This window comes from Mycobacterium sp. (genome assembly GCF_052144515.1).
Lineage (GTDB): Bacteria > Actinomycetota > Actinomycetes > Mycobacteriales > Mycobacteriaceae > Mycobacterium.
Genome location: NZ_JBKQQD010000325.1, coordinates 1 through 7,712 on the forward strand (window position 1 = coordinate 1; position 7,712 = coordinate 7,712).

Below are 7,712 nucleotides of genomic sequence, written 5' to 3' on the forward strand. Positions count from 1 at the left end.
CGGTCGAAGACCCACCGGCGGTTGGGAGCAAAGTCCCAGGAATTGGCACATGATCGCTGGATCGTATCGGAGCTTTCCGCTGAGGAGAACCCGCTCGAACTTCAGCCTCACCGCAAGTGGCTCGACCAAAGACGTGGTCCCGTGTGCAGAAGCCGGTGCGTCTGATCCGGGACCGGCTCCTCATCGCTCTCGAAATAGGCTCAGGAGTCGCCTATGGCCGCTGCGACATGCGATTTCTCCCCCACAAGTCACTTGGTTATTTATTCTACCACAGACCTTACTCCGACGTGTAGTGGGTGCTTCCTCGTCGGCATCGATCGAGCCGAGCAAGCCAGTCCAGTTCCGCCTGTGGGGCCAATTCCAGGTACTGCACCTAACTGGGGTCACTCCTCGGAACGGGAAAAATTGCACGCTAAGGGGTGCCGGTTCGGGAGTGTGGGGCAGGATGGCAAAGCGTCAGGTGACGCTTTGCCAAAGACGGGCGATCCGGCCCCAATCCTGCTACTCAGGAATGGGAGGGGTCGGCTGGCGGCCTCGACTAACCGGCGAAGGCCGTTGGGGGTCGGGGATGAGGACTCCGACCCTTCGGGTGGTGGGGTGACCAGGAACGAAGGTCGGTGGGTTGTCGGACCACGAGGCACCCGGGTGGCACCTCGATCGAGCCTACGGCCGGCCGGGCCATCGGGCCGAGGCCGAGAGGCGCAACGTCCCGCGCCCGCAGACGGGAGCCGCTCCCGCTGTAGCGGTTGGAACATTTTTCCCGGTGCTCCGGCATCGCACCGCCCGCGGTGTGTTATACTGAAGACGGGAGCCGCCGCCGTAGCGGTTGGAACATTTTTCCCGGCGCTCCGGCATCGCACCGCCCGCGGCGTGTTATTCTGACACGACCGAGAGTTACATCTTTGGGTCGCCTCTCACCATCTTAGAGTCTCGTCAGAATAACCTCCACTTTTTGCGCATCTCAAGCTGGATGGAATAGTTCCAGTCGCCGTGGAATTCATCCGGTGTCATGTTCACCGTAGCCAGTTGCTCGTCGGTCACCTTGATCCCGGTCGGATAGCTGCCTCGGTCGAGTTCCGCTCTTGACGGACAGACCTTGTGAGGACGTCAAGGAGTACTACTTCTACCTGGATAGTACGCCGACGTACTTGTACATGAAGTACCTGTACAAGTACCCTCGGTGTCCCTTCCCGTACGCCGACCTTGTCGAGACCAACCGGGGCCGGGGCAAGGGGTCTGGCAACGATTCGCGACAGAATTGTGAAGGGCGGAAAACGTCGAATCGAGCCGGAGTCGCCAACGCCACTTTCCACTGACGGTGGGACATTATCTCAATCCTGTCAACGATACACTGACGCTCGTGCGCCAACATCTTCATTGAGGTTCCAGATGCCAGCTTTGACAGCGGACGCCGAGCGCGTGGTGGCTTGGTTGAGGACGGTTCGGTTCTGTGAAGGCTTGGATTCCGAACAACTTGCAGCCATCGCCAGCGAAACTCTCATGCGACCGTTCGCGGCAGGTGAGACGCTGGCTTCGGCCGGTGACGAGGTTACCGAGTTTTGGATCCTGGTCGAAGGCGAACTCGACTCCTTTTTGACAGATCCTCGCGGACGGGAAAAGTGGCTCGGTACGATACGACAAGGCGAAACGGTGGGCGAGATCGCCATCCTGGAGAAAGCGCCGACTCGTCCCGTTCGCTATACTGCGCGGACCCATGGCACGCTGCTGGTCGCGCCGGCAGCGTTATTGCACGAGTGGGTCAAGACCTATCCCCAGATGATGCAGAACCTGTTTCACACGCTGAGCGAGCGCTTCAAGGTAGTGGCCGGTGTGGCGTCGCGAAGCCTGCCGTCGCCGCGGCTGGGAATCGTCGCCACGTCGCCGCGCGGCTGCTTGCTGGCTGGACGCCTGGCAGCGCGCTTGCTCGCGGCAGGCGAACGATTGCGAGCTTGGGCCGGCCAGCCATCGGACTTGACGTCGACGGGGAGTTGGCCCGACGCCTTGCCTATTCAAGAACTCGCGGCAAGCGATACTCCGCTGTTGCAGTCACCTGCGCCTGAGGTCGATCGGCAAATCGTGATCTGGTCGCCCCGCTCCAACGGTCGGACGGAATTCAGGCAACTACTGGGATGCGACGAGGTGCTGTGGCTGCTCGAACCGCGCGACGCGGCGAATTTGAGCCAGGACCTTGTTTCGTTGAATTCGCTGCAGGGAGAACTGGCACAAAAAGTGCGCATCGTTTGGTTGCTCGATGCCGACACGCCGGTGGCGCCGCTGCTGAGTGGCTGGGAGTTCAAGAAGGCCGATGTCAAAGTCGCGGTCGAATCAACGGGGGGCGCCTTAACACGAAAGGAACGCCAGGGACTTGACCGCCTCGTTAGAGCGTTGCGCGGCATTTCGGTGGGCCTCGCATTGGCTGGCGGCGGCGCGAAAGGCATGGCCCACCTCGGCGTGTTGCACGCGTTGGAAGAGGCAGGACTGTCATTCGACATAATGTCGGGCACCAGCGCCGGTGCAATGGCGGGCATTCTTTACGCCTCGGGCATGTCTCCAGAACTAGCAATCAAGATCTTTCAGCACGACCTGACGCCCCCGCGGCTGTTTCGCAACTTGCCTAAGTGGCCCAACTGGTACCTTGTTTCGCAGTACCGTCGCCGCGCCTGGGATGGCATGCTGCGGAAATATCTGCACGATTGGCGACTGGAGCAACTGTCGATTCCGTTTAATGCCGTTACGGTCGATTTGGTGCAAGTGCGCACCGTAGTGCGCCGGCAAGGGGACGCGGTCCACGCGATCCTCGAAAGCATCAACTTACCGATTGTTTCCAAACCGATTCTGCGCGATGGCATGGCCCTCGTTGATGGGGGTGTGCTCAACAATCTGCCGGCCGACGTGCTTGCCGAAAGCGGCGTCGACTTCGTCGTGGGCGTTGATGTTTCCAGCCGGGTGCGCAATGAGTTCGCTGGCAATCGCCCCGACATGCCTACTGCAAGAATGAGAAACGCCAGCGCTCTCGACACGCTGTTTCGCATCTTCGAGTCACAGGCGCACAACATCGGTAAACTTCGCAATCGAGCGGTCGATTTCTGGATCAAGCCGGACATTTCGGGTTTCGGTCTGGCCGAGTTTCACCGCACAGTCGAGATTGCGGCCGTTGGGGAGGCCGCAGCGCACGACAGAATTGCGGAACTCAAGCAGCGGCTGGTCGAGTTGGAAGACCGATTGCTTGAACAGCCCAGGTCGCGCGGATAATTGCGTTCTACCCGCGCCGGCGCTGTTTAATCGCACCACTTCGAAAAGTGTATGATCTCATGATTTCACTCGCGGCGCTGTTCATCGGGCTCGTCGTCGTCCCGACCACGATCTGGATCGCACTGGCGGTTCATTACCACGTGCGTCGGCCGTGGCTGCGCTGGTTCGTGTCGTGCGTCCCGTTGACCATTGTGGGCGCGAGCCTGGGAGTGCTGCCGCTCATCCCCTGGGCGCTCACCATCTGGTTGGGGTTGCTGGTGATCACGATCACGTGGTGGTTTTCGCTGCGCCCAAGATCGGACGGTGATTGGGCCGTGGGGATGGAAGTGCTGCCCCGCGCCGAGATCGCGGGCGACATGCTGCACGTGCGGCACTTTCGCAACTTTAGCTACTCGGCGTCGGGCGAACCGGTCCCGCGCTACGAGGAACGAACGTACGACCTGGTGAAGCTGTTGTCGGTTGATTATTTCTTGGCGCACTGGTCGGGACCGGTGATGGCGCACACGCTGGTGAGCTTCGGGTTCGACGACGGGCAATTCCTGTGTGTATCGGTCGAAGCGCGCCGCCAGCGCTGGCAATCGTATTCGCCGCTGTGGGGTTTGTTTCGATCGTATGAATTAATGTTTGTTTTGGGGGACGAGCGCGACATCGTGCGACTGCGGACGAATATCCGTAATGAGCAAGTGTACATGTATCGTCTGCGTTTGCCTCCGCAAAATTTGCGACGACTGCTTCTCGACTACGTCAGGCGGATCGAGATACTGGCCGTCCAACCCGATTGGTACAACTCAGTCACTAGTAACTGCACAACAAATCTGTTTTACCACCGCCGCGCGAACGTGCCGTGGTGGCTGAAGCCCAACATCTTCTTGAATGGGTTGTCAGCCCGCGCGATGTATCGACTCGGCTTTTTGGACAACAGTTTGCCGTACCGAGAATTGCAAGCACGCTGCGCCATTCGCGAGCGGGCCCTGGCCGCCGCCGACGCCGCAGATTTCTCTCAGCAAATTCGCGCGCAGATTGTGATGCCGTAGCCCTAATTGGACTGTCACCGATTCAACGATCTTTCACCTGATCAGCTGGTGTCTGGAGGCCTGGCGAGTGGGAGAAGCATCGCCCACTTCGGCAGCTTCACCTACCCCTCAGCCAAGAGGCTCCCCAACCTTAGCGTGCAATTCTTCCCGTTCCGAGGAGAGCCCCCTAACTGCGGACTGTCTTGGCCATCGCCCTGGTTCCGGACCTCGGCGATTGCGAGACTCTGGAAGATCTCGTTACCGGAACTACAGGGCGGCTCGATACGCATCGTCGGGTGACCGTTTTGCGGCTTAAGTCGATGGAAGGTCAAGCGGCCGGACTGGGAAGCCGCTTGAGCGCGAAGCCGACCATGAGCCACGACACCCCGCGGAAGATCATGCTGATGCCGACGAGCACGCCGATGATCGTCAGTCCCGACATCGGAAGCTCACGCCAGATCATGACGCCGAGCACGATGTCGATCGCGCCGCTCAGCAGGAGCCAGCCCCAGCCGCCGAACCGGTGAGCGATGGCCGCGACGGCCTTGAAGATGCCGCCCACGAAGAGAAAACTCGCCAGCAGGATCGTCAGCGTGATTCCTCCCTGGATCGGGTTGCCCAGCAGCATCAGGCCGAGAACGACGCCCAGGATACCCGAAAGCAGGGCGAGGAAGAACCCGCTCCACTCCCGGCACCAGAACGCGCCGACGACCTCCATGCCGCCTCCGACGAGAATCAAGACGCCGAGCGTGGTCACGGTCGCGAGGGTGGCAATCACCGGGGAGCCGAGGAGGATGGTCCCGAGCACGATCAGGGCGATCCCCAGCACCACCAGCCAGATCCATTTGCCTCGGATCGCCTGGAGCTCATGACGGATCACCTTGCGTAACGGAGTTTCGGGGAGGCCGGTGCTGCTCATTGTCGTTCTCCTGATGACTCGAAGGTAAGTGGCGTCGCCACAACGAGTCTAACACCTCGGATGTTGGGAATCCCGTGGCGGCACTTCCTGATCTAATCCGGCCGGTGCCCCGCTCAGATCCAAATGAGGCCGCTTTCAGTGGGTGAAGAGTAACCCTTGATCCTCGGGTCCCGTCCCGATGACGCGAAAGCTCCACTTGTCGTCGGCTTGCCACGAGACACGGCCGACCAGTGCCCCTGCGTCTCCCTCCTGAGCCAGCGTGAGCAGGTTGTTGGTGAGTGACCATTTCCCGGCGAGCTGCCTGGGCTTGCCCTTGGAAGTGACCTTCCAGGTGAAGGTCTCATCGTCCCCGATGCGCAGGTCGATCGTCGTATCGCCGGCCGGGTGAGCGGTCCAGTTTCCGGCCAGATTCCCTTGCTTGGCGGGTGCGGCAGCCGGTTCCGGTGCAGTTGATGGCGCCGGGGTGCCGGTTGGCTCTGATGGCGGCGAGAACTGCTTGACGAGCTGAGCCGAGAGCGTGTCCTGGGGAGCCAGGGCCACAACCTGCTTGAGCTGGCTCACGGCCACTTCGGTGTGGCCCTGAGTCAGGTAGTGATAAGCCAGGACGAAACGGCCGGCCGTGGACGTCGGATTCGCGGAGACGAACGCCTCCAGCTTGCGGAGCTGGCTTGTGTAGACCTCGATGTTCGGGTAGAGACCGGCCATGGTCGTCCAGTCCCAGCCAGGTCCGACCGAGAGCACGGCGTAAAGTGGCCCCGCGGCGAGGTCGTACTTGCCGACCGCGAAGAGGACCAGTGCCCGGAACTCGTGGAGGGTCGCGTCGTTGGGAAGGACCTTCAGTGCCTCATCGGTGAGTTTGAGTGCGCCGGCATAGTCCCCGGTGCCAAAAGCCGCTCGCGCCGAGTCGAACCTTGCGACGGCGGGGCTGGCGACCTCCTCGGGCGGCGGGGCGGACTGCGTGTCAATGGGTTGACTGTAGTCATACGTGTAGGCGGGCACGGTCACCGTCTGTAGTTCACCGCCAGCGACGGTCTGCTCAATCACGATCGGCTGGGCCACAGCCGTTTCGGCGTAGTAGGGGTTCGCATAGCTGGCATAGCCCCAGTTGTAGAACGACGAGCCGAGGGCCCAGGCCGTCACCCCGGTCGCGGCTCCCAACGCAAAGGAACCCCATCCCCAGTAGTTGTTATCGTGGTAGCCGTGCCAGTAACCGTTGGCCCATCCCCGGTGGTAGCCCCAGTATGCACCGCGCCAGCCGTTGTATGCGGGCGGGCGAGCCCCGTAACCGGGGTCAACAGGTCGATTGACGAAGTCACCGCCGCCAGGGCGGTTGTCGATGCCCGGGCGATTGCCGATGCCTGGCCGGTTGTCGATGCCCGGGCGATTGCCGATGCCTGGCCGGTTATCGATGCCGGGGCGATTGCCTATGCCCGGCCGGTTATCGATGCCAGGGCGATTTCCGATGCCCGGGCGATTTCCGATGCCCGGCCGGTTATCGATGCCGGGTCGGTTGCCAACGCCCGGCCGGTTATCGATGCCAGGGCGATCACCGAGACCAGGCCGGGAGGGAAGTGTCGAGGGGCGGTTGCCGCCGGCGCCTACTCCCGGTCGACCGACACCACCCGAAGGCCGGCTGGGAAGTGTCGAAGGGCGCCCGCCCGCTCCACCAGCCAAAGCGGGCCGCTGAGCCGGTCTGGGGCTGCTTACCGCTGGGCTATGAGAGAAGCCACCTCCTCCACCGTCGCCACGGAAACCACCGCCGCCTCCACCGCCGCCACGGAAACCACCGCCTCCACCGCCGCCACGGAAGCCGCCTCCCCCACCGCCACGACCGCCTCCCCCACGCCCTCCACGTTGGGCGAAGGCTGGCGGAATGCCCAGGGTCAGCACCAAGATGATCATCAGGAGTCCTCTACCAGCTCGGGGTCCCATCGCTCTTCTCCTGGACTATCTCACTGATGTCTCGGATGAACGAATAACGGCCGAATGTAGGCGTTCACTTGCCGGGGAGCGGAGCACGGCGGACCAGGTAGAACTGATCGGTGCCAGGCACGACTTCGCCGCCGACCGTTCGCTCCAGCGTCTCCCAGAGGATCCTGTCCTTGCCGAGCGCCTTGAACGCGTTCGTGGTTGAGACCGATTGTCCGTCCGAGCGGACTCCCGACGCCCTGGTGATCCAGCGGTCGCCGTCACGCGACAGCAACCCCTCGGCGAAGCCGCCCCGGTCATCGAAGACCCACGTGCGGAACTGCTTCCGCTGTGCGTCCCAGCCGATGCGCTGGGTGCCGCGCAGCGCGATGCTCCCCTCGACCTTGACGTCGAATTCACGGAGCAGGAAGTTGCCGTTATCCGACCACTTGCAGTTAGTCTTGACGATCCCGTCGTCGCTCTCGTTGACCCACTCGCCGAGCATCCATTCCAGTTGCAGGAGCTGCTCGTGCGGGGAGACCTCGTCGGGCTGTTCGTCGCGGATCCTGGCGTGGAGCCAGCGACCGCCCTGGCGGGCATAGATCACGCTGTACCGATTG

6 protein-coding genes and 1 pseudogene are annotated in these 7,712 nt (G+C 62.1%); 2 read left to right on the forward strand and 5 right to left on the reverse strand.

From position 1 onward, the window contains the following. Nucleotides 1-933: 933 nt before the first annotated feature. A pseudogene (locus ACLP9N_RS21725) lies at nt 934-1,071 on the reverse strand (ISAzo13-like element transposase-related protein); the annotation flags it as partial. 318 nt (nt 1,072-1,389) lie between these two features. On the opposite strand from ACLP9N_RS21725, the gene ACLP9N_RS21730 reads away from it, so the two are divergent. Continuing rightward, on the forward strand, nt 1,390-3,252 hold the full coding sequence (locus ACLP9N_RS21730; protein WP_442409344.1) for a patatin-like phospholipase family protein: 1,863 nt from the start codon (nt 1,390-1,392) through the stop codon (nt 3,250-3,252). Between the two features lie 59 nt (nt 3,253-3,311). Further along, nucleotides 3,312-4,286: an Lnb N-terminal periplasmic domain-containing protein gene (locus ACLP9N_RS21735; RefSeq protein WP_442409345.1), complete on the forward strand. Its 975-nt coding sequence runs from the start codon at nt 3,312-3,314 to the stop codon at nt 4,284-4,286. Nucleotides 4,287-4,593: 307 nt separating this feature from the next. Here ACLP9N_RS21735 and ACLP9N_RS21740 read toward each other — a convergent pair whose 3' ends face one another. The 4 genes from ACLP9N_RS21740 to ACLP9N_RS21755 all read right to left on the reverse strand — a co-directional run. Beyond that, nucleotides 4,594-5,184 carry an HdeD family acid-resistance protein gene (locus tag ACLP9N_RS21740; protein WP_442409346.1) on the reverse strand — a complete coding sequence of 197 codons (591 nt, stop codon included), beginning with the start codon at nt 5,182-5,184 and terminating at the stop codon, nt 4,594-4,596. Between the two features lie 135 nt (nt 5,185-5,319). After that, entirely contained in the window at nt 5,320-6,858 is a 1,539-nt protein-coding gene (locus tag ACLP9N_RS21745; RefSeq protein WP_442409347.1) for a tetratricopeptide repeat protein, read from the reverse strand. Between the two features lie 29 nt (nt 6,859-6,887). After that, on the reverse strand, nt 6,888-7,013 hold the full coding sequence (locus tag ACLP9N_RS21750) for a hypothetical protein (RefSeq protein ID WP_442409348.1): 126 nt from the start codon (nt 7,011-7,013) through the stop codon (nt 6,888-6,890). Between the two features lie 167 nt (nt 7,014-7,180). Continuing rightward, nucleotides 7,181-7,712: hypothetical protein (locus tag ACLP9N_RS21755; protein WP_442409349.1), on the reverse strand; the 532-nt coding region annotated here is incomplete at its 5' end.